This window comes from Cohnella thailandensis (assembly GCF_014212135.1).
GTDB lineage: Bacteria > Bacillota > Bacilli > Paenibacillales > Paenibacillaceae > Cohnella > Cohnella thailandensis.
Window position 1 is genome coordinate 100,585 of sequence record NZ_JACJVQ010000014.1, and the last position, 20,038, is coordinate 120,622.

At 59.3% G+C, this 20,038-nt stretch carries 14 protein-coding genes; 9 read left to right on the forward strand and 5 right to left on the reverse strand.

Going from position 1 to position 20,038, the window contains the following annotated elements:
- Positions 1-108 precede the first annotated feature (108 nt).
- Positions 109-2,412: a glycoside hydrolase family 95 protein gene (locus H7B67_RS16490; RefSeq protein ID WP_185120957.1), complete on the forward strand. Its 2,304-nt coding sequence runs from the start codon at positions 109-111 to the stop codon at positions 2,410-2,412.
- A 49-nt stretch (positions 2,413-2,461) separates the two neighbouring features.
- Here the strand turns inward: H7B67_RS16490 and H7B67_RS16495 are convergent, their stop codons facing one another.
- The 4 genes from H7B67_RS16495 to H7B67_RS16510 form a co-directional block, all read right to left on the reverse strand.
- Positions 2,462-4,009 carry a DUF3502 domain-containing protein gene (locus H7B67_RS16495; RefSeq protein WP_185120958.1) on the reverse strand — a complete coding sequence of 516 codons (1,548 nt, stop codon included), beginning with the start codon at positions 4,007-4,009 and terminating at the stop codon, positions 2,462-2,464.
- Positions 4,010-4,175: 166 nt separating this feature from the next.
- A complete protein-coding gene (locus H7B67_RS16500; RefSeq protein WP_185120959.1) occupies positions 4,176-5,060 on the reverse strand; it encodes a carbohydrate ABC transporter permease in 885 nt (294 codons plus the stop codon).
- A 12-nt stretch (positions 5,061-5,072) separates the two neighbouring features.
- A complete protein-coding gene (locus H7B67_RS16505) occupies positions 5,073-6,035 on the reverse strand; it encodes an ABC transporter permease (protein ID WP_185120960.1) in 963 nt (320 codons plus the stop codon).
- Between the two features lie 225 nt (positions 6,036-6,260).
- The gene (locus H7B67_RS16510; RefSeq protein WP_185120961.1) at positions 6,261-8,528 is read right to left on the reverse strand and encodes an AraC family transcriptional regulator; all 2,268 of its coding nucleotides are present in this window, start codon (positions 8,526-8,528) and stop codon (positions 6,261-6,263) included.
- Positions 8,529-8,721: 193 nt separating this feature from the next.
- Here H7B67_RS16510 and H7B67_RS16515 point away from each other — a divergent pair, with 193 nt between their 5' ends.
- Together H7B67_RS16515 and H7B67_RS16520 are read left to right on the forward strand one after the other, a co-directional pair.
- Positions 8,722-10,290 carry a glycoside hydrolase family 43 protein gene (locus H7B67_RS16515; RefSeq protein ID WP_185120962.1) on the forward strand — a complete coding sequence of 523 codons (1,569 nt, stop codon included), beginning with the start codon at positions 8,722-8,724 and terminating at the stop codon, positions 10,288-10,290.
- A 16-nt stretch (positions 10,291-10,306) separates the two neighbouring features.
- Positions 10,307-11,728, forward strand: coding sequence for a glycoside hydrolase family 28 protein (locus H7B67_RS16520; protein ID WP_185120963.1), 1,422 nt, complete (start codon positions 10,307-10,309; stop codon positions 11,726-11,728).
- Here H7B67_RS16520 and H7B67_RS16525 read toward each other — a convergent pair.
- Positions 11,725-12,597: a helix-turn-helix domain-containing protein gene (locus tag H7B67_RS16525; protein ID WP_185120964.1), complete on the reverse strand. Its 873-nt coding sequence runs from the start codon at positions 12,595-12,597 to the stop codon at positions 11,725-11,727. The genes H7B67_RS16520 and H7B67_RS16525 overlap by 4 nt on opposite strands.
- Positions 12,598-12,676: 79 nt before the next feature.
- Between H7B67_RS16525 and H7B67_RS16530 the strand changes: the two genes are divergently transcribed.
- The 6 genes from H7B67_RS16530 (at position 12,677) to katG (ending at position 19,995) form a co-directional block, all read left to right on the forward strand.
- Entirely contained in the window at positions 12,677-13,567 is an 891-nt protein-coding gene (locus tag H7B67_RS16530) for a pectinesterase family protein (RefSeq protein WP_342592595.1), read from the forward strand.
- A 36-nt stretch (positions 13,568-13,603) separates the two neighbouring features.
- On the forward strand, positions 13,604-14,650 hold the full coding sequence (locus tag H7B67_RS16535) for a dienelactone hydrolase family protein (RefSeq protein WP_185120966.1): 1,047 nt from the start codon (positions 13,604-13,606) through the stop codon (positions 14,648-14,650).
- A 2-nt stretch (positions 14,651-14,652) separates the two neighbouring features.
- Positions 14,653-15,801 (forward strand): glycoside hydrolase family 88/105 protein, encoded by a 1,149-nt coding sequence (locus H7B67_RS16540; protein ID WP_245363902.1) that lies wholly within the window; start codon positions 14,653-14,655, stop codon positions 15,799-15,801.
- Positions 15,798-17,360: a glycoside hydrolase family 43 protein gene (locus H7B67_RS16545; protein WP_185120967.1), complete on the forward strand. Its 1,563-nt coding sequence runs from the start codon at positions 15,798-15,800 to the stop codon at positions 17,358-17,360. Before H7B67_RS16540 ends, H7B67_RS16545 begins: the two co-directional genes overlap by 4 nt.
- A 33-nt stretch (positions 17,361-17,393) precedes the next feature.
- Complete coding sequence (locus H7B67_RS16550; protein WP_185120968.1) at positions 17,394-17,564, forward strand: hypothetical protein; 171 nt, start codon at positions 17,394-17,396, stop codon at positions 17,562-17,564.
- 247 nt (positions 17,565-17,811) lie between these two features.
- Positions 17,812-19,995 (forward strand): catalase/peroxidase HPI, encoded by a 2,184-nt coding sequence (gene katG / locus H7B67_RS16555; RefSeq protein WP_185120969.1) that lies wholly within the window; start codon positions 17,812-17,814, stop codon positions 19,993-19,995.
- Positions 19,996-20,038 lie beyond the last annotated feature (43 nt).

The window sequence follows — 20,038 nt, forward strand, 5'->3', positions numbered from 1 at the left end:
AATATATAAATAGATGAAAATCTCACACGGCTGACCCAAGAAATAAGAGAGTTCATGAACTATACTGGTAAGGACTGCCCCTGAACGCGAGATAAAGGAGAGCGAAGAATGAATCTATCCGCGGAAACTTTAATGTATTTCGAAGAGCCGGCAAACGACTGGAATTCGGCGTTGCCCGTAGGGAACGGCCGATTAGGCGGCATGGTCTTCGGAACGGTTGAGGAAGAATTGATTCAATTCAATGAAGATACCGTCTGGTACGGAGGGCCGAGAAACCGGGTCAATCCCGACGCCTTGGCCCATCTTCCCGAAGTGCGGAGATTGGTGTTCGAAGGCAAGCTCAAGGAGGCTCACCGGCTGGCCGAGGCGGCTCTATCCGCTACGCCGCGAAGCGAGCGGCATTATTTGACGGCGGGCAATCTTGTCCTCTGCTTCGATCATCCCGAAGACGAGGTCTCGCATTATCGCAGAGAGCTCGATCTGGAGAAAGCCATCGCGTCGGCTGCTTACGAAATCGGCGGCGTGAAGTATCGCAGGGAAGTCTTCTGCAGCTTTCCGGATCAAGCGATGGTCATCCGCCTGGAAGCGGACCGTCCCGGCGCTTTATCGTTCAATGCTCGTTTCGAGCGGAATAAAGGGAGATATATGGACCGGTCCTCTAGGGAGGGGACGGATACGATCCTGATGAGCAACGACTGCGGCGGGAGAGACGGGCTTGCCTATACGGCCGCCGTCAAAGCGATTCCAACCGGAGGCAGCGCAAAGGTCATCGGAGAACATCTCTTCGTGGAGTCGGCGGACGCCGTTACGCTCATCCTTGCCGTCGCGACTACGTTTCGCTTCGAAGAGCCCGAACGTCAATGCTTGGATATCTTGAATCGTGCCGCGGGTCAGCCGTTCGAAGGGCTAAGGAAGAGACACCTTGAGGATTATGCGCCTTTGTTCCGAAGAGTAAAGCTTGAACTGGCATCGGCAACGGGATCGGAGAACGAACGATCCGTTGCGCGGCGTCTAGAGAAGGTGATGCAGGGGGCGGAGGATGCCGGGCTGGTCACGCTGTATTTTCACTTCGGAAGATATTTGCTCCTCTCCAGCAGCAGGCCGGGCTCGCTTCCGGCGAATCTGCAGGGCATCTGGAACGACTCCATGACGCCGCCTTGGGACAGCAAGTATACGATCAACATCAATACGCAAATGAATTACTGGCCGGCGGAGACCTGCAACCTGGCGGAGTGCCACGAGCCTTTATTCGAGCTGATCGAACGCATGAGGGTTACCGGAAGGGCGACGGCTCAAGAGATGTACGGCTGCCGGGGTTTCGTGGCGCATCATAATACGGACATCTGGGCGGATACCGCTCCGCAGGATATCTATGGTCCCGCGACGCAGTGGGTCATGGGAGCAGCCTGGCTTACCTTGCATATGTGGGAGCATTATCTGTTTAATCCGGATGAACGGTTCCTGCGGCGCGCTTACGACACGATGAAGGAAGCGGCATTGTTCTTCTTGGACTTCCTGGTCGAGAGTCCCGAAGGGTATCTCGTCACGAATCCGTCCGTCTCGCCGGAGAATGTCTATCGCCTTCCGAACGGGGAATCCGGAACGCTGTGCTACGGACCCGCGATGGATACGCAGATCATCACGGAGCTGCTGAACGCCTGCATTCGATCCAGCCTGATTCTGGATACGGACGAGGAAGAACGCAGCCAGTGGGAAGAGACGTTGGCTCGCCTTCCCAAGATGCGGGTAGGCAAGCACGGCCAGCTGCAAGAGTGGCTGGAAGATTACGAGGAGATGGAACCGGGTCATCGGCATATCTCCCACTTGTTCGCCTTGCATCCGGGCACCGCGATCAGCCCTGACGCGACTCCGGAGCTCGCGCAAGCGGCCAAGGAGACTCTCGTGCAGAGATTGGCCAACGGCGGGGGGCATACGGGGTGGAGCCGAGCCTGGATCATTAACTTCTGGGCGCGTCTTCTTGACGGCGATCAGGCCTACGACCACACGATGGCGCTGCTGAGCAAGTCGACGCTGCCTAACCTGTTCGACAATCATCCGCCGTTTCAGATCGACGGCAACTTCGGCGGCATTGCCGGCATAGCCGAGATGCTGCTCCAAAGCCATCTGGACCATATCCATCTGCTTCCGGCTTTGCCGAAGGCTTGGCCGAGCGGACGGGTTTCCGGACTTCGCGCGCGAGGCGGCTTCGAAATCGATTTGGAATGGAGCGAGGGCTGTCTGGCACGGGCGCGGGTAACGTCGACTAACGGTCATACGCTTCGCCTGCAGGCGAGCATTCCCGTGCGAGCGGTTCGAGAGGACGGGAGTCCGATTCCAGCGATTCGGAGCGACAACGGAAGGATCGAGCTTCCTACTAGCGCAGGAGAGATTTTCCTCATTCTGCCGAACTGAAAAAACGCTCGTTCCGGGTTATCCCGGAGCGAGCGTTTTTTTGGCTTGCTTATTCAGCTTTGCTGGCGTACCAAGCGGAGAACTGCTTCTGATATTCGGCGATGTACTTGTCGAGACCGGCTTCCTTCAGCTTCTGGAGCGTCTTAGGGAAGTGGGTGTCGTAATCGACGAAGCCGCTGGCGATCGGCGCGACCAATTCCGTGAAGACGCCGTTGAGCTTGGACTCTTCGTTCTTGACCGCGGTGTTGTCGAAGTTGAAGCCGGCGGTCTTGGACAGGATCGCGTCGTCGTCCCAATGCTTGTACTGCTCGATGAAGTCGTCCGGCACGCTCTTCTCGAAGCGCATGAATTTATCGTTCATCATCATCCAGTCGTCGAAGAACAAGTCGGAGGTCAGCTTCGTGACGCGCCCGTTCTCGTCCAGCGTATAGTCCTTGTCCTTGATGCCGTAAGTGAAGAAATCGTACAGCTCTTGGTTCTTCTGCAGCAGGTTGAAGAAAGCGACGTACCGCTCGGGGTGCTTGGCGTTGGCCGATACGAAGTAGGCGGTGTTATACGTGCCGCGGCTGATCTTCGGACGGTCGTTCTTGCTCAGGAAGTAGTTCTGAAGCTTGGCCGTCGGAACCGCCTTCGTAATCCCCGCGATGCCTTCGATCGGACGGGTGGCGGTCCCGGTGAAGAACATGGCCTTGCCCGCGTTCCAGTCGGACATCAGCTGCGGCTGGTTCGTGACCGCGTACTTCGGAATGATCCCCTTCTTGTACCAGCCGTTCATTAGATCGGCGTATTTCTTGAACTCGGGCGATTCGTACCAGCTGATCAGCTTATCGTCTTGGTCGGCTTCGTTCACTGCGATAAAGTTGTTGATCCAATTCAAGTTCTTGTCGGTGTATTCGTACATCAGCATGTAGGTGGCGTCCGCCGACGCGAAGCCGATCATGTCCGGGTACTTGGCATGGACTTTGTCGTAGTATTGCTCCAAGTCCGCAAGCGAGCCGATCGACGTCATGCCGACTTCCTCGAGCAGGTCCTGGCGAACCATCACGCTGTAGAAGGCGGCCGAGCTCGCCCGGTTGCCGACCGGAATCGCGTATTGCTTGCCGTTCAGCTTGAAGGCGTCGAACGAAGCGGCCGCGACGTTGCTCTTCAAATCCGGCGCGTAGGCGTCGACGTACGGCGTCAGATCCGCGTACAGGCCTTTGGACACGGACTTCGATAGGTAATTGATGTCCGTGTAAGCCGCGAACTCTTCGCCGGAGGAGAGCATGAGATCGGTCTTGCCGCCGCCGTATTCGGACCAAGGCAGGTACACGAATTCCAGCTCGGCATTGATCTCCTTCTTGACGAGATCCTTCAGCTCGTTGCCGGCCAGCTCCGCCATCCGCTTGGATTGGCCGGTGTAGAACACGAGCTTCAATTTAACCGGCTCGGAGAAGTCGGCCTGGGTCGGATCGCCGGGCGTTGGCGATGCCTCCGAGGAAGACGAGCCTGAGGGAGAACCAGAGCCTGCCGAACCTCCGTCATTCGAATTCGAGCTGCACGCGGACAGGAAGAGAACGAGGGCGAGCAGCGAGAACCAGGTAATGCGACGTGCCATAATGCATGACCTCCTAAGTTTTATTTGTTCTGGGAAAGCGATTTCAGAATACGCTTTCAGCCGTGCGATCGCTATCTCAAGAATCTTAAAAACATTAAAAAACAAGGGATCTGCGGCCTTAAAAAACCTGAAAACGCTTAGGTTTTATTGAAAGAAGACGCAATGCTCAGCCTTTGACGGAACCGACGATAATGCCCCTGACGAAATAGCGCTGCAGGAACGGGTACAGGATCGCGATCGGCAGCACGGTCAGGCAGGTCATGGCGAGCTTGGCCGTTTCCAGCGGCGGAGCGATGATGGCTCCGCTGATTCGGGATGCGGCGCCGGAAGCGAGGAACTGAATGTTCGCCATCATATAGTACATCATATATTGGATCGTAAATAGCTTCTCGTCCGTTACCAGCATAAGAGGCAGGAAGAAGTCGTTCCAGAACTGCAACGCGTAGAAAAGCGAGATGGTGACGAGCCCGACCTGGCCGAGAGGCAGCATGATGCGGAAGAAGATCAAGTAATGCCCCGCGCCGTCGATCTGGGCCGACTCGACGACTTCATGGGGAATGCTCTTGAAGTAGTTGGCCTGCAAGTACATCAGGAAGACGTTGAGCAAGTACGGAACGAAGAGTCCCGCCAGCGTATTGTCCAAGTGATAATATTTCGTCGCCAGAATGTACCACGGCAGCGTTCCTCCGCTGAACAGCATCGTAAAGTAAGCGAAGAAAGCGAACACGTTGCGGTGACGAAATCCCTTGGCGGTAATGACGTAGGCGTAAGCGGACGTCACGATCACGGCGGATGCGGTGCCCATTGCCGTTATCATGACCGAGTTCAAGTATCCGCGAACGATCTCCTCCGACTTAGAGCCGAACATGAACTTGTAGGTGTCGAACGTGAAGCCTTGCGGGAGAAAAGAGTAACCGTTCGCCGCAATCTCAGTCTCGGTCGAGAGCGAGCCCGACACCGCGAGGACGAACGGAACCAAGCAGACGAGAGCGAACAGACCGATGAAGACGTAGAAGATGATCAGCAGCGTTTTATTTTCCCGGATCGCCATGTTGCACTCCTCCTAGAATAGTTTGCTGTCCCGGTCGTACCAGCCGGCCAGCTTGTTGGCGATCAGCACGAGCAGGAAGCCAAAGACGGATTGATAGAGCGTTATCGCCGAAGCGAAGCCGAACTCGCCGGAACGGATAGCCGTCCGGTACACGAAGACGTCGATGATGTCGGTGGTCGGCAGAAGCAGCGGATTGAGGAAGGTCACGCCCATGATCATGCTGAGGTCGCCCTTGAGCATCCCGCCGATGCCGAGCAAGGTCAGCAATATAATAGAGGGAATCAGCATCGGAAGCGTAATCCGGGTAATCAACTGCCACCGGGATGCGCCGTCGATCCGAGCCGCCTCGTAATAGGACGTATCGATCCCCTGCAGCACCGCGTAGTAAATGATGGCTCCGTGCCCCGCGCTTTTCCAGATATTCGCAAGGACGAGAATGACGACGAACAGCCAGGGATGCGCGTACCAGTCGACGGCCTGCAGCCCGATCGCTTCCAGCAGCTTATTGACGATCCCCTTCTCGAAGTCGAGCAGCGAGAACAGGATGGCGCCGATGACGATCCAGGAGATAAAGTAAGGGAAAAACATGACGCTTTGCGTAACCTTGATAAAGCCTTTGCTTCTCAGCTCGTTAAGGGCGATGGCCAGTGCGACCGAGAAAAAAGTGCCGGTGAGCATGTACAGCACGTTCAGCATGACCGTGTTGCGCGTCGCCCGCAGGGCGCTGTCCATGCTGGAGAAGAAGAAGTCGAAGTTATCGAAGCCCGCCCAGGGGCTCCCGAAGATCCCGCCGTTGTAATTGTAATTCTTGAACACGAGGATGAGGCCGCTCATCGGCAGATAAGCGAACAGGATCAGCGCGATCACGCCGGGCAGGGCCAGCAGGTAAAGCGAGCTGTCGTTGCGAAGCGTTCGAAGCCATTTGGACTTGGCGCGGCCTTTCGTTCCGGACAGGCGATAAGCTTCTTCCGACATCGAGATTCACTCCTTATTCGTTAAGTTGGTTGATAGCGCGGAAGCCGCTTCGCATCGATGCGGGGCCGAAAGCGCTGTGCTGCATCAAGCTTATTGAACTCGCCGTGGAAGCGCCATCATAAAGAAATGAAATCGCTTAAAAAATCAAGCGGGAGCCGACCTTCAAAAAACTGAAAAGGCTTAAAAAAGCAAAATGGCCCCGAGTCCGCTGACTCGGGGCACGTCTTATTCACCGTGCTGCACGATATGATTGAGTCTCCACTTCGTCGGCGTCATGCCGTACCGTTTCTTGAACAAGGTCGTAAAGTACGTGCTGCTGCCATAGCCCGACTTCTCGGCGATCGCCCGGATGTCCATCTCGAGCTCCGACACGAGCAGCTCGCGCGCATGCTCCAGCCGGACCAAATTGACGAAGTCGGGGAAGCTGCTGCCGGTGGATTCCGTAATCAATCGGCTTAGGTAAGGCGGGCTGATCGCGAGCTTGTCCGCGAGCAGGTTAAGGGAGAGCGTCGGGTCGGCGAAGTGCTTACGAATGTAGGCGATGGCTTCCCCGGCGACGTCACGGGTCTGCACGGCGTTCCGCGCCTTCAGCATCTCGTATGCCCGGAAGCAGAGCTGCTCGAACCAAGCCCTCAGCTCCTCGTAGCTGGAGAAGCTCCAGATTCGCTGATAATGCTCCAGGAAATCCGCGTGTCTCGAGTGGCCGCCGGCCACTCCGCTCTCCGCGATGGCGGAGAGATCCGAAGCGAGGCGGGACAGCGCGACCGTCGCCTTCTCCGCGCGGTAGCCGCCGGCTTCCGCGAGAACGCGTTCCACCGCGCGAGGGATCATCTCGTGCTTCTGATCGCGAACGACTTGAAGGACTTTCTCCAGCGCGTCGTCCGGCATGGCCTCATCCGATAGAAGCGCGGCTTCTTCCGCGTAGACGATAGGGGTCCCGTATTGGAACTTCAGGTACTGCATGCCGTCGCGGGCTTCCTCGTACATCGCCTTCAATTGGGAAGGATCGTCGGACAGCCGGCTGATGGCGATATGGCATCGCGTCCCCGGCCATGCCCGGACGGACTGCTCCAATTGCTCCCATCGTTCGCGAGAGATGCCTTGATCTCCGAAGCTGCCTTCCCTCGCTTCGCTGACGATCAGAACGGCGGTTCCCGGGTTGGGGAAGAAGCCCCGGCATGCGCAAGTTCCTTCGAACAGCCCTTCGATTACCCGAGGAAGGCCTTTAAGCCCGTCTAACCGATCCGCCGCGTCCGAGCTCGTTCCGCCATCGCCGTAAGCGGCTTCCAACTGCAGCACCGCGACGAAGAAGGCGGCATGGCCGGAAGAGTTCTTAAGGAGCGGAAGCGCGGACGGCAGCTCCTCGCCGGAACGGTAAGGCGTAGTAAGCCATGAGAGCAGCGCGCTGTCCTCGTTCTCGCGCTTCAGCTCGCCGAACCGGCCGGCGATCCGCTCCAGCTCCCGGTTCGCTTCCTCGAAGCCGCCAGCGCTCGTTAGAGAGAGGCGCTCGCCGGACAAGCTCCGAATATGGCCGAACAAGGTGCCGATCGGCTTGTACATGCGATGCGAGACAAAGGCGGCTACGCCGGAAGCGACGGCGGCCAGACCGACGCACAGCGCGATCATGAGCGTCATGGCATTGGAGATATCGCGGACGCTGTTCCGGTAAGAGGTCTCCGAGAGGAACCAGAGATTCTGTCCCGGGGACAATCGATACGTGATCAATTCCTTGCGGCCGTCATCGGTTTTCCAGATCAGGGTCCCGGATGGACGGCTCCCGCGGACGATCCGCTGCAGCAGCTCATCCTCGTATTCGGCGCCGAAAGGATTGCTCTGCATCAGAACGCCCCCTTCCGAGCTTAGGACGGCATAACGCGTGTCTCCTCCCGCGACGTTCGTGAAGATATTTTCCTGCAGCTTGCCCAGATTGGTCATGATCGCGATGGCGCCGGTATATTCGCTGTCGGCGTACACCTTGTCGTTGTAATACGTCATCATGACGGTAACCGGAGCGCCGTTGTTGAGGGTAGCGTTCCAGACGAACGGAGACTCCTTGATCAGGCCGTCCCGGACCCGCTCGAACAGCTCGCGTTTCGAGGCTTCGCTGAGCGGACTGTTCTCGAACATCATGACCGGTCCGTCTTTTCCCATAATATAAGCGTTTTCAAGATAAGGGTTGACGGTAAGAGTTCCTTTGATTTGGCTAAGCGCGCTGAACAGCTGGTCGCTCCAGCTGCTGTCGCCGCTCTGCATGACGGAGTTGATGTTCGGATGACGATAGAAAGCCAACGTATAGTTCTGGACGGACTCCATGTATTTCGCGAATACCGTCTCCGTGTTCAGCAATACGCTGTCGTTGGCTTTGTTGACGTAATCGACGGTTTTCCCGCGGAACCAGAAAAAAAGAGCGGTAGCCAGCACGAGCACCGAACAGATCGAGATTAACGTCAAGCTCATGAAAAACCGGATTTTTAACCGTCTTTCCCCATTCATGACCATCGCTCCTTTGTAGATTTACTATACATGGAGACTCGGAGAAAGTTAACTGTAAATTGAGAGGGAAAGAGAGTGAATCGGACATATAAATATAAAAAAACGAAAAATGGGCATAGAAGTGTCAGCATTTTAGCGTTTTCATGAACTATACTTAAGCTGCTTCTTTACATCAGGCAATGGAGGCGGCAGCATGCGAACGTTCCGAAATCCCATACTTAGCGGATTTTATCCGGATCCTTCGGCCATCAGAGTCGGAGAAGACTACTATCTGGTTACCTCGAGCTTCGAGTATTTTCCGGGGGTGCCGATCTTCCACAGCAAGGATCTCGTCAACTGGCGCCAAATCGGCCATGTGCTGGACCGGCCCTCTCAGCTGGATCTGGACGGCATCCATCCCTCCAGAGGCATCTGGGCGCCCACGCTTCGTTATCATGACGGCGTGTTCTATATGATCACTACGTTCGTAACCAATGAGACGGAGTGCCGCAATTTCTACGTCACGGCGACCGATCCCGCGGGCCGTTGGTCCGACCCGGTGTGGCTGGAAGACGCGCCCGGCATCGATCCGTCGCTGCTGTTCGACGAGGACGGCAAGGTCTACTACACGGGCAACCGGGTGCCGCCGGAAGGCCAGCTTTATCCGAAGGAGATGGACATCTGGCTTCAGGAGCTGGACCTGGCGAGCGGCAGGCTGGTCGGGCCGAAGACGAGCCTCTGGCGCGGGGCGCTGAAGGTCGCCCATGCCCAGGAAGGGCCGCATTTGTACCGAATCGGCGACTATTATTACCTAATGATCGCGGAGGGAGGCACGGGCCATACGCACGCGATTACCATCGCGCGCAGCGCTTCGCCGACCGGACCTTACGAGGCCTATAAAGGCAACCCGATTCTGACCCACCGCCATCTCGGCCGGGGCTATCCTATCGTCAATATCGGCCATGGCGAGTTGATAGAAACGCAGAAAGGCGACTGGTGGATGGTGTGCCTCGGGTCTAGACCCTACGGCGGCTATTATCGCAATTTAGGACGGGAAACGTTCCTGGTGCCGGTCGCTTGGGAGGACGGATGGCCCGTCGTCAATCCGGGCCAAGGAAGGGTGGAGCTCGAAGGAGAGGCGCCCGATCTGCCGGAGACGCCGTGGCCGCAGCCGGCGGCACGGGACGACTTCGACGAGTCGGAGCTCGCGCCGTGCTGGAACTTCATCCGGACGCCGCGCGGCGACTTCTGGTCGCTCTCGGACAACCCGGGTTCGCTAAGGCTGCGGCTGAAGCCGGAATCCATCGCGAAGAACGAGAATCCGTCCTTCGTGGGCCGCAGGCAGCAGCACATGAGCTTCCGCGCCGAAACCGGCATGCGCTTCGCGCCGGCAAAGGACGGGGATCAGGCCGGTCTCGTCCTGCTGCAGAACGCCGATTTTCAGCTTCGGATGACGTATGGACTTTACGACGGCATATCGGAAGTCCGATTGACGGAGCGGAAGCGGGGAGAAGAGAAGGTGCTGGCGTCATCCGCCTTCGAAGGTGACGAGCTGGAGCTGAGAGCGGAGGCGCATGGCCAATCTTACTCCTTCTTCTGGAAGGAGCGGGGCGCGCCGCAGTGGCGGGCCTTGTACGAGGGCGCGGACGGCACCCTGCTGAGCACCGATGCGGCGGGCGGTTTTACCGGAGCCTACATCGGAATGTACGCGACAGGCCGGGAAGCGGGGAATGGCCGTCACGCGGATTTCGGTTGGTTCGCCTACGAGCCGGCGGAAGCGTAAGGGAGGGGAGAAACCGATGACCAAGACGAACGAAACCGCGTATCCGACACCGATGCTGCCGGACATTCCGGACAGAAGCTTCTCTCTATCCGATTATGTGAACGAACCCGATCCGTTCGCTCTCTGCACGGACGCTATCCAGAGGGCTATCGACGATTGCGCCGAGGCGGGAGGGGGACGGGTCGTCATTCCGCCGGGCCTATGGCGCACGGGTTCGATCCGGCTTCGCAGCCGTCTGGAGCTGCATGCCGAGGAGGGCGCGATCGTGCGCTTCGAAGCGAATCCGGTCCTCTATCCGCTGATCGCTTCCCAATTCGAAGGACAAGCGGCCGTCCGCTGCCAATCTCCGCTCGACGGACAAGAGCTCGAGGATATCGCGTTCACGGGCAAAGGCGTATTCGACGGTTGCGGAGAAGGCTGGAGGCCGGTTAAGCGCTTCAAGATGACGGACGACCAGTGGCGGAAGCTGACGCAGTCCGGCGGCGCGTTGAGCAGCGACGGAGAGATGTGGTGGCCTTCCTCGGAGGCTATGGAGGGGGAAAATCTCGTACGGAGCTTGCGGGAGCAAGGAGTGACGGATCCCGAGGCTTACGAACCGGCGAAAGCATATTTGCGCCCGGCCATGCTCAGCCTGCGAAGCTGCAAGCGCGTCCGCCTCGAAGGACCGACGTTCCAGAACTCCCCGGCTTGGTGCCTCCACTTGATGGACTGCGAGCAAGTGACGGTTCGGGACCTCCGCGTGCTGAATCCTTGGTACTCGCAGAACGGGGACGGATTGGACCTGGAATCCTGCCGGCATTCGCTCGTCGAGGGCTGCACGTTCGACGTCGGCGACGACGCGATCTGCCTGAAGTCGGGCAAGGACGAGGAGGGTCGGCGGCGCGGCTTGCCTTGCGAATATGTCACGGTCCGGGGCTGCACGGTCTATCACGGGCACGGGGGCGTCGTCATCGGAAGCGAGATGTCGGGAGGAGTCCGGGCGGTCCGCGTGTCGGACTGCCGGTTTATGAATACGGACATCGGCATCCGCTTCAAAAGCGCGCGAGGCCGCGGCGGAGTCGTGGAGGATATCGTCATCGAGCGGATCCTCATGTCCGGCATCCCTCTCGAAGCGGTATCCTTCCATCTGTTCTACGCGGGCAAGGAAGGCTCCGAGGGGCATGACGATCGGCCGCAAGAGGTATCGGAGGCGACGCCGATCTTCCGCGACATCACGCTGCGCGAAATCGCCTGCATCGGCGCGCAGACCGCGCTGCTGATCAACGGGCTGCCGGAGATGCCGCTCAGCAACCTGACCGTGGAGGATTTCGCGGCGGAATCGGTTAACGGCGTAATCGCGCGCCATGCCGACAAGCTGACGCTTAGAGGGGTACGGCTCCGCGTCGAGACCGAACCGGACATCCGGCTCCATGCCTGCACGGATACGGAGCTTCGCTAGATATCGGTTTGGCCGCTTGGCTCCGATTTCGCCTTCTTGCGGTACTGCATGGGCGTCAAGCCGCATGCCTGCTTAAACGCTTTGTTGAAGTGGGACAGATGCTCGAAGCCCACGTCCAGCGAGACGTCCGATATTCTCTTGCGGGAATGGGCCAGCAGACGCTGCGCCTCCCGGATGCGCAGATGGAGAATGTACTCGCGAAAATGAAACCCGGTCAGCCGATGAAACACCCTGCTCAGGTAGGAGCTGCTTAAGTAAAAGTGCTTGGCCGTATCGGCCAAAGTCAACGATTCCCGGTAATGCAGTTGCAGGTATTCGGCGATCTCCGATACTTTGGCGTGCAGGGAATCGCGGGGAGAGCTGGCCGCCGCCCGGTCGGAACGCCCGAGCAGAATGGCCAGCTCCGCGAGCAGCGACAAGCAGCACGGCTCGTAATAGGGCTTCGCGAGCGCGCATTCCTCCAGCATCCTTCGAAGCAGCCGCTCCGCTTCCTCGCGTTCGCGAAGGTTGAGCGCGAATACGCGAAACGGCTCGCCGTCTTCGAACAGCTTTAACCCTTGAAGAGATTCGGGGAGGGCCGACAGGTCGCAATGGATCAGCACCCGTTCGAATTCGGCGATCTCGGAGCTTGCCGTCGAATGAATGACGTTCTCGGCGATCGCGATCAGCTCGCCCTTGCGCAGGGTGATCACCTTTCCGTCCACGAAGTACACCCGTTCGCCGTCCAGCAAGTAGTACAGCTCGACGGACTCGTGGCTGTGCGGCCGCGGCATCGCCGTCGCTCCGCGGCGCTTGATGCGCTGGAGGCTGATCCTTCCGCCGTCGAGGTAATATTTAGGGGGCTCTTGGTCGTCCAATATAGAAGACATGTCGTACCTCCGAATCCGGCCACTTGGTCTTGATCCTAGATTATAATGAATACCGTTCGTATTGGGAAGGAGAGCAGCCGTGTTGATCACCGTATCCGTTCAAGGAGATGCCGATTTTAGCCGCTTGCAGGACGCCGTCGACTCGATTGCGAAGGAAGGAGGCGCCCCGGCAACGATCCGAATCAAGCCCGGCGTCTATGAAGAGAAAGTCACGATTCCGGCAACGGCCCCGCCGATTCTGCTTCTGGGGGAAGACCGGGACCGGACGATCCTGACCTGGTCGGATAACGCCCATACGCTGGGCGCGGACGGTCAGCCGCTCGGAACGTTCCGCTCCGGCACGCTGAACGTATTCGCCGAGTCGTTCACGGCCGAGAATCTGACGATCCGCAACGCGTCCGGACCGGGCACCGGCCAGGCCGTGGCGGCCTTCGTCGATGCCGGCAGAGCGGTCTTCCGCCGGGTCGCGCTGCTGGGCGATCAGGATACGCTTTATACGGGCAAGGGCATGCAGTACTACAACGATTGCTACATCGAAGGGGACGTCGATTATATTTTCGGCGCCGCGACGGCGGTGTTCGACCGGTGCAGGCTGCACAACAAGCGCTCCCGCGGTTATATTACCGCCGCATCGACGCCGGAAGGAACGGCGTTCGGCTACGTGTTTCTCGATTGCGAGATTACGAGCGGAGAAGGCGTGCGGGACGTCTACTTGGGCAGGCCGTGGAGGCCCTATGCGCACGTGGCGTTTATCCGGACGCGCATGGACCGGTCCGTCGCGCAAGAAGGCTGGCACAACTGGGGGCAGCCGGACCGCGAGGAGACCAGCCGGTACGAAGAGTATGCCAGTGCCGGTCCGGGCGCCGACGCGAAGAGCCGCGTCCCCTGGTCGAGGCAGCTGTCCGACGAAGAAGCGGCAGCCTATCGGATCATCGAAATCTTCGGCGGCTGGCACCCGGAAGGGTATTGAGCGCCTAGACGCTATAGGAAGGAGAGGCGAATCGCAATGAAGCTGGAGAATTACCTGGACGAGTTGAAGCGGCAGGCGGCGGAAACGAGACAAACTCGCGGCCTGCCGGTTACGGAGGAAGCAAGAAGCAGGCTGACCGCCGCCTTCGGCCGTCTGCTCGGAAGCTTCCCGGAAGCCGCGAGCGATCCGGAGCCGCAATTGCTGGAACGGAAAGCTTGCGAAGGGTACACCCGCGAGCTCGTGGAGATCGGGACGGTCGAAGGGCTTCGGATGCGCGTCTACGTTCTGATACCGGCGAAGGGCGAGGCTGAAGGTCCGGCACCGGCCGTAATCGCGCTTCACGGACACGGCTACGGAGCCCGCGAGATCGTCGGCCTGGAGCCGGACGGGACGGAGCGGGCGGGAGAGCCCGGGCTGCACAAGGACTTCGCCGTATCGCTGGCGCGGGAAGGCTTCGTCGCGATCGCGCCGGAGCTGATCGGCTTCGGGGACCGAAGGCTGGAGGAGGATATCCGGCAGGGGCCGGGCCAATCCTCGTGCTTCCGGCTGGCGGTTCATCTGCTGATGACCGGAAGAACGATCGCCGGCTTGCGGGTGCGCGAGACGTCGGCCGCCGTCGGTTACGCGCTTAACAGGCCCGAAGTAGACCCCGACCGAATCGGGATCATGGGCATTTCCGGCGGCGGCCTCGTGGCCGGCTTCGCGGCGGCGCTCGATCCGAGAATCCGCTGCGCCGTCGTCAGCGGGTACGCGAGCCTGTTCGAGGAGAGCATCCTGGATCGCAACCACTGCCTCGACAACTACGTTCCCGGCATTCTGCCGGAGGCGGAGATGCCCGAGCTGTTGGGACTGATCTCGCCCAGAGGATTGTTCCTGGAATCGGGAGACAAGGACCGCGTATTCCCGCGCGAGCCTGCCGTCAAAGCGCTCGAGCAGCTGAAGCGGATTTATGCCGAGGCGGGAGCTCCTGACGCGGTTCGAGCGGACTTCTTCGAGGGCGGGCACGAAATCAACGGGGGGCCGGCTTACGCCTGGCTTCGGGAGCAGTTGGCGGCGCCTTCAGACACGACAAGAGGAGAATAAGGATGGGAGCGGAAAAGATGACGAAGCAAGCGGCAAAGTTATCGACGAGAATAGCGGACACGATCATGAGGCAGTGCCGGGAAGACGGCTACCATCCCTATCCGCTCGAAAGATGGGCTTATGTTCCGGGGATGCTGCTGATGGCGATGGCGCGGGCGGGCGCGCAGCTCGGCGACGACCGCTATTTCGATTTTATGCGCCTGCACATGGATTACTATATTGCCGAAGACGGCACGATCGGCACCTATTCGCTGGAGGAATACAATCTCGATCAAATCAATCAAGGCAAAAACCTGTTCATGCTTCTGGAACGCGGCGGAGACGCACGCTACGCCAAGGCGGCCGATACGCTGGCCGCCCAGTTGATCGGCCAGCCCCGCACCTCGGAGGGCGGCTTCTGGCACAAGAAAATATACCCCTTCCAGATGTGGCTGGACGGACTGTACATGGCCTCCCCGTTCCTGGCGGAGTACGCGAAGACGTTCGGACGGCCGGAGCTTACCGACGAGGTCGCCCATCAGCTGCTGCTGATCGAGCGCCGGGCCCGCGATAAACGGACCGGTCTCCTCTATCACGGCTGGGACGAGTCGCGCGAGCAGGAATGGGCGGATTCGACCACGGGCTTGTCCAAGAACTTCTGGAGCCGGGCCATGGGCTGGTACGCGATGGCGGTCGTCGATTGCCTGGACCATATCCCGGTCGCTCATCCGAAGCGCGGCACGATCATCGGCATCTTCGAGCGAATGTGCCACGCGCTTGTCCGCGTCCAGGATCCGGCCAGCGGCTTGTGGTACCAAGTCCTCGATCAAGGGGACCGCAAAGGCAATTATTTGGAAGCCTCCGGCTCCGTCATGTTCGTCTACGCGATGGCCAAGGCGCTTCGCCTAGGTTATCTGAGCGGAGGTTTCCGCGAGGCCGTGCTGAAGGGGTGGAACGGGATTCTGGAGCGGCTTGTCACGGAGGACGCCGACGGCGTTCATCTCCATCATATCTGCAACGGAGCGGGACTAAGCAAGGATCGGAACGGCACCTTCGATTACTACATCTCCGAGGCCGTCGTCTCCGATCATTACATGGGAATCGCTCCATTGTTACTGTGTTCCCTCGAGATGGAGCGCCTTCTGGAGACTCCCCAAGGAGAATTCGCATGACGCGGCATCCGTGGGTTCCCGACCAGGGCGACGGCACTTACCTCAATCCGATCGTGCACGCGGATTATTCGGATCCGGACGTCATTCGGGTCGGTTCCGACTTCTATATGACGGCATCCAGCTTCGGCCACTTGCCCGGCTTGCCCATCCTGCACTCCCGGGACCTGGTCAACTGGAAGCTGATCAATCATGCCGTTCCCCGCATGCCGCTGGACGGGTACGACCTGCCCCGGCACGGGAACGGGATCTGGGCACCGAGCCTGCGCTACCATGCCGGGAAGTATTGGATCTACTACGGCGATCCCGACGTCGGAATCCTGATGACGACGGCCGACGATCCTGCCGGAGAATGGTCGCCCTTGCATCTCGTGAAGCCGGGCAAGGGGCTGATCGACGTCTGCCCGTTCTGGGACGAGGACGGCCGGGCTTATCTCATTCACGCCTATGCTCACAGCCGGAGCGGCATCAAGCACAAGCTGAACCTGTGCAGCATGTCGGCCGACGGCAAACGGCTTCTGGATGAAGGCCGGATCGTCTTCAACGGCACGGAGAACCACCCGACGCTCGAAGGTCCCAAGCTGTACAAGCGCAACGGTTATTATTATATCTTCGCGCCTGCCGGCGGCGTAGCGACCGGCTGGCAGACCGTGTTCCGCTCGACGAGCATCTGGGGTCCTTACGAAGACAAAATCGTGCTTCATCAAGGCCAAACGCCGGTTAACGGTCCGCACCAAGGCGGGTGGGTCGAGCTGGAATCGGGCGAATCCTGGTTCGTTCATTTTCAGGACAAGGGACCTTACGGTCGGGTCGTTCACCTTCAACCCATGCATTGGGACAACGACTGGCCGGTGATGGGAGAGAGGCGACAAGGAGAAGCGATCGGAGAGCCCGTGCTCCATTGCCGCAAGCCCGACGTAGGACGCATTTACCCGGTAGAGGTACCCGTGGCCTCCGACGAATTCGACTCGCCGAAGCTCGGTCTGCAATGGCAATGGCAGGCGAATCCGCGGGAGAGCTGGTACAGCCTCTCGGAGCGTCCGGGCCGCATTCGGCTGTATGCCGTGCCGGCGCCGGCGGAAGCAAGCGGCCTATACCTGTCGCCGAACCTGCTGCTTCAGAAGTTCCCGGCTCCCGAATTCCAAGCGGAATGCGAGGTGGACCCCGCCGGCTTGAATGCCGGGGACAGCGGCGGCTTGATCGTATTCGGCTACCGATACTGCCGTCTGGCCGTTCGCCGATCGACCGGCGGCGATGCGAACGGACCGCTTACCCTGTTTCTCGCGGAAGGAGACAAGACGGGAGAAAAGGAAATCTGGTCTTCGAGCCTGCGCGCGACCGAATCCCTTCGCCTCCGGGTCGAGGTACGTTCGGATGCGAGCTGCTCGTTCGGCTACGGCTTGGACGGCGGCTCCTGCGCCGCGATTCCCGTATCGGCCTTCCCGGCTTCGGAGGGCCATTGGGTCGGCGCCAAGCTTGGGCTGTTCGCGACCGGAGCCGGCGGCGGCTATATGGAGTCCGACTGGTTCCGCCTCTCGAAGCGGACCGGCACAACGGAATAAGGAGGCGCCCGAGCATGACGGAGCTTCCCTGCAATGGGGTTGATTCGCTCGGAGAAGGGAATCGCCCGGGGCAGGATGATGAACGGCTCGGAGTTCGAGCCCAAGCTCGCCGTGACCCGAGCGAAAGCGTCCAAGGCGCTGTACTTCATGTGGGTTCTCGGGCAGAACGTACAGGAAGAAAACCACGTTTCCCTAATTGGATAGGTCCGCCCGCTTGAGGATTCCCGTTCGCTTCGGGAGTTCTCTTTTTTTCCTCCGGGAACGAAAGGATTTCGGGGAATGAACATCCAATTATTAATGGTAAAGTCAATTCCCTCATATAAAAGTAAAGCCGACGGTTTTTCCATGAAGATTTAATTAAGGCTATTGCTTTAAATTAAGATTGAGTATATATATTAGATTGTAGTCATTTTAATTAACTATTAATTTTAAAATGTTGGGAGAGGTAGCAATGGACGCTTTGGTAAGCGGCAACGCGGGAAAGTGCCCGGTTATGCATGGAAGCGCTACAAGTCACAAGTCGAGCGGTACGTCGAACAAAGACTGGTGGCCAAACCAACTGAATTTGAACATTCTTCATCAACACGACCGCAAGTCGAACCCGATGGGAGAAGATTTCGATTACGCCGAGGAGTTCCAGAAGCTGGACTTCCAAGCGCTTAAGCAGGATCTTCGCGATCTGATGACCGACAGCCAGGATTGGTGGCCGGCCGATTACGGACATTACGGTCCGCTCTTTATCCGTATGGCTTGGCACTCGGCGGGTACATACCGCACGTTCGACGGACGCGGCGGGGCCGGATCCGGCTCGCAGCGCTTCGCGCCCCTGAACAGCTGGCCGGACAACGGCAACCTGGATAAAGCCCGCCGATTGCTGTGGCCGATCAAGCAAAAGTACGGCAATAAGATCTCCTGGGCCGACTTGTTCATCCTTACGGGCAACGTCGCGATCGAATCGATGGGAGGCAAGACCTTCGGCTTCGGCGGCGGGCGCGAGGACGTCTGGCACCCGGAAGAAGACATCTATTGGGGCGCGGAGAAGGAATGGCTCGGAGATAACCGTTATACCGGGGAACGCCAGTTGGAAAATCCGCTTGCCGCCGTTCAGATGGGCCTTATCTACGTAAACCCGGAAGGTCCGAACGGCAAGCCGGATCCGCTCGCGAGCGCGTTCGACATCCGCGACACGTTCAAGCGGATGGGAATGAACGACGAAGAAACCGTCGCTCTCGTGGCCGGCGGCCACACGTTCGGCAAGGCGCACGGAGCGGGAGACGCCTCGCTGGTCGGAGCGGAACCGGAAGGGGCGCCGATCGAAGCGCAAGGCTTGGGCTGGATCAGCTCGCACGGCTCCGGCAAGGGTCGCGACGCCATCACCAGCGGCGTGGAAGGCGCTTGGACCGCGAATCCGACCCAGTGGGACAACGGCTATTTCGATCTGCTGTTCGGCTATGAATGGGAGCTCTCGAAGAGCCCGGCGGGCGCCCATCAGTGGGCTCCGGTCAATCCGGCTCCGGAGCATCTCGCGCCGGACGCGGAGGATGCGTCCATTCGCGTTCCGACGATGATGACGACCGCGGATATGGCGCTGCGCATGGATCCGGAATACGAGAAGATCTCGCGCCGTTTCCATGCGAATCCCGAAGAGTTCGCGGATGCGTTCGCTCGCGCTTGGTTTAAGCTGACGCACCGCGACATGGGCCCTCGCGCGAGATACCTCGGACCGGAAGTACCTTCGGAAGAGCTGATCTGGCAAGACCCTATTCCTGCCGCCGGCTACGAATTAACGGATTCGGAAGTCGAAGAGATCAAAGCGAAGATTCTGGAATCGGGCCTCACGATCGGCGAATTGGTCACGACGGCTTGGGCTTCGGCGAGCACCTTCCGCGGCTCCGACAAGCGCGGCGGCGCGAACGGCGCCCGCATCCGTCTGGCTCCTCAGAAGGACTGGGAGGTCAACCAGCCGGAGCAGCTCGCCAAGGTGCTTCCGATCCTGGAAGCGATCCAAAGCGATCTGGACAAGAAAGTCAGCTTGGCCGATCTGATCGTCCTCGGCGGCAGCGCCGCGGTAGAGAAAGCGGCCCGGGACGCGGGCTTCGACGTCTCCGTTCCGTTCGCACCGGGACGCGGCGACGCGACCCAAGAACAGACGGATCCGGAAAGCTTCGCCGTTCTCGAGCCGATATCCGACGGGTTCCGCAACTACCAGAAGAAGCACTACGGCGTCAATCCGGCAGAGCTTCTCGTGGACAAAGCGCAGCTTCTAGGCCTTACCGCTCCGGAGATGACCGCGCTTGTCGGAGGCATGCGCGTTCTGGGCACGAACTTCGGCGGCACCAAGCACGGCGTGTTCACCGACCGCGTAGGCACGCTGACGAACGACTTCTTCGTTAACTTGCTGGACATGGGAGTGCAGTGGAAGCCTGCGGAGGGCGGCGTATACGAAGGACGCGATCGTAAGACGGGCGAGGTCGTCCGCACGGCGACGATTTTCGATCTCGTGTTCGGTTCGAATTCCGTTCTGCGCTCCATCGCGGAAGTTTACGCCCAACACGACAATCGGGAGAAGTTCGTTCGCGACTTTATCTCGGCTTGGGTGAAGGTCATGAACGCGGATCGCTTCGATCTGAAATAACATAAAGACTAGTCAAGCGAAGAGCGGTATTTTTGCATCATTG